This window comes from Nevskia sp., assembly GCF_023266035.1.
GTDB lineage: Bacteria > Pseudomonadota > Gammaproteobacteria > Nevskiales > Nevskiaceae > Nevskia.
The window spans coordinates 1-2,597 of record NZ_JAHFRY010000237.1 but is presented as its reverse complement, the minus strand read 5'-3'; the positions used below and the strand labels follow the sequence as shown (position 1 = coordinate 2,597).

2 protein-coding genes and 1 pseudogene are annotated in these 2,597 nt (G+C 65.1%); all 3 read left to right on the top strand.

Features of this window, described 5'->3' with window-relative positions; genetic code table 11:
- The coding region (locus tag Q0D45_RS21415) for a cytochrome c maturation protein CcmE (RefSeq protein WP_293397907.1) at positions 1-382 on the top strand (382 nt) is incomplete at its 5' end.
- Entirely contained in the window at positions 379-2,355 is a 1,977-nt protein-coding gene (locus Q0D45_RS21410) for a heme lyase CcmF/NrfE family subunit (protein ID WP_293397905.1), read from the top strand. The genes Q0D45_RS21415 and Q0D45_RS21410, both read left to right, overlap by 4 nt.
- Positions 2,355-2,597, top strand: a pseudogene (locus Q0D45_RS21405) (DsbE family thiol:disulfide interchange protein); the annotation flags it as partial. The gene Q0D45_RS21410 and the pseudogene Q0D45_RS21405, both read left to right, overlap by 1 nt.

Genomic DNA, 2,597 nt, shown 5'->3' with positions numbered 1-2,597 from the left:
CATGATGTATTTCTACACGCCGAGCGATCTGCTCGCCGGCACCGTGCCGATCGGCGCGGCCATGCAGCTGGGCGGCCTGGTCGAGAAGGGCAGCCTGGTCCGCGCCGGTGGCCTGAGGGTGGAGTTCCGGGTGGCGGACTGCGCCAAGAACATCCCGGTGCGCTATGACGGCGTGCTGCCGGATCTGTTCCGCGAAGGGCAGGGCGTGGTCGCCGATGGTCATCTCGATGCCGACCACGTCTTCGTGGCCACCCGCATCCTCGCAAAGCACGACGAGAACTACATGCCGCCGCAGGTCGCCGATGCGCTGAAGGGCGATCCGGACACTGGCAAGCATTCCTGCATGCCCTTCAAGGCGGTTGAGTCGGCAGCCAAATCGTGATTCCGGAAATCGGCCATTTCGCGCTGATCCTCGCGCTCGGCATCGCCATCCTGCAGACCGCAGCACCTTTGATCGGCTGGCGCCGCCGTGACGCTCGCCTGCTGGCCTCGGCCGCTTCGGCCGCGCAGGCGCAGTTCTTCTGCATCGCCATCGCCTACCTGTGTCTGACGGTGTCGTTCATCAACACCGATTTCTCGGTGGCCTATGTCGCAGCCAACGCCCACACCGATCTGCCGATGATCTATCGCATCTCGGCGGTCTGGGGCGCGCACGAAGGCTCGCTGCTGCTGTGGATGCTGATGCTGTCCGGCTGGACCTTCGCGGTGTCGGTGTTCAACCGGCGCATTCCGGCTGAACTCAGCGCGCTGGTGATCGCCGTGCTCGGCGTCATCAGCGTCGGCCTGCTGCTGTTCATGCTGCTGACCTCGAATCCCTTCGAACGCCTGTTCCCGGTGCCCTTGCAGGGCCGTGATCTCAATCCGCTGCTGCAGGACTTCGGCCTGGCGATCCATCCGCCGACCTTGTACATGGGCTATGTCGGCTTCAGCGTCGCCTTCGCGTTTGCCGTCGCGGCACTGATCACCGGCAAGCTCGACGCCGCCTGGGCGCGCTGGACCCGGCCGTGGACGACCACCGCCTGGATGTTCCTGACGCTCGGGATCACGCTGGGTTCCTGGTGGGCCTACAACGAACTCGGCTGGGGCGGCTGGTGGTTCTGGGATCCGGTCGAGAACGCGTCGTTCATGCCCTGGCTGGCGGGCACCGCGCTGATCCATTCGCTGGCCGTGACCGAGAAGCGCGGCCTGCTGAAAAGCTGGACCGTGCTGCTGGCGATCCTGACCTTTTCGCTATCGCTGCTCGGTACTTTCCTGGTTCGCTCCGGCGTGCTGGTGTCGGTGCATGCCTTTGCCAGCGATCCGGCGCGTGGTCTGTTCATCCTGATCTTCATGGCCGTGGTCACCGGCAGTGCGCTGACTTTGTATGCCTGGCGTGCACCGAAGCTCGCCAGCGTCGGCGAACTGAACCTGTTTTCCAGGGAAGGCCTGCTGCTGCTGAACAACGTGTTCCTGGTCGTCGCCTGTGCGGCGATCCTGATCGGCACCTTGTATCCGCTGGTGCTCGATGCCCTGAACCTTGGCAAGATTTCCGTTGGCCCGCCGTACTTCAATGCGGTGTTCCTGCCGCTGATGGTGCCGCTGTTCGTGCTGGTCGGCTTCGGTGCGGTGGTGCCGTGGAAGAAGGGCCGGGCTGGCGAAACCTGGAATCGACTGAAGCTGCCGGCGCTGTTCGCGGTGGCGTTCGCGATCGTCGTGCCGCTGGCGCTGCATGGCCGCGCAACCTTGCTGGCGGTGACGGGCGGCCTGCTCGGTTCGTGGACGATCGTCGCCGCATCGCAGGACGTCTGGCGGCGCATCCGCGCCAAGCCTTCGTTCCTCACCGGACTGGCATCGGTGCCGCGCGCAACCTGGGGCATGACCCTGGCGCACATGGGCCTCGGTGTCTGGGCGCTCGGTGTCGCCTTCGTGATCAGCTACGGCTTCGAGAAAGACGTGCGCCTCGCGCCTGCGGATACCGTCGAGATCGGCGACTTCACTTTCGCTTTCATCGGCGCGCAGGAAGCGAGGGGTCCGAACTTCATCGCCCAGCAGGGCGAGGTGACGATCGAGCGTCCGGACCACCGAACGGTGCAGCTCTATCCGCAGAAGCGCTTCTATCCCTCGCAGCGCAATGTCATGACCGAATCGGCCGTCGATGCGACGCTGATGCGCGATCTTTACGTGTCGCTCGGCGAAGGTTTCGAGGACGGCTCCTGGTCTTTGCGCATCTACGTCAAGCCGATGATCCGGCTGATCTGGCTCGGCGGCGTGCTGATGTTCTTCGGCGGCTGCTTGGCTGCGAGTGATCGCCGCTACCGGCTGGCAACTGTGGCTGAGCGCAAGGCCGCGACGGATGGCGGAGTTCAGGCCGCCTGATGCGCTACGCGATTCCCTTGGTGGTTCTGGGTGTGCTGCTGACTTTCTTCGCGGTCGGCCTGCGCCACGATCCGCGCATCCTGCCGAGCCCGCTGATCGGCAAGGCGGCGCCGGCGTTCTCGCTGCCGGTGCTCGAATTTCCGCAGCCGGAAGCCACGGCCACGCCGCCGTTGAAGGGCAATGCCGATTTCCTCGGCAAGCCGCTGCTGGTCAATTTCTTCGCCAGCTGGTGCGCTGGCTGC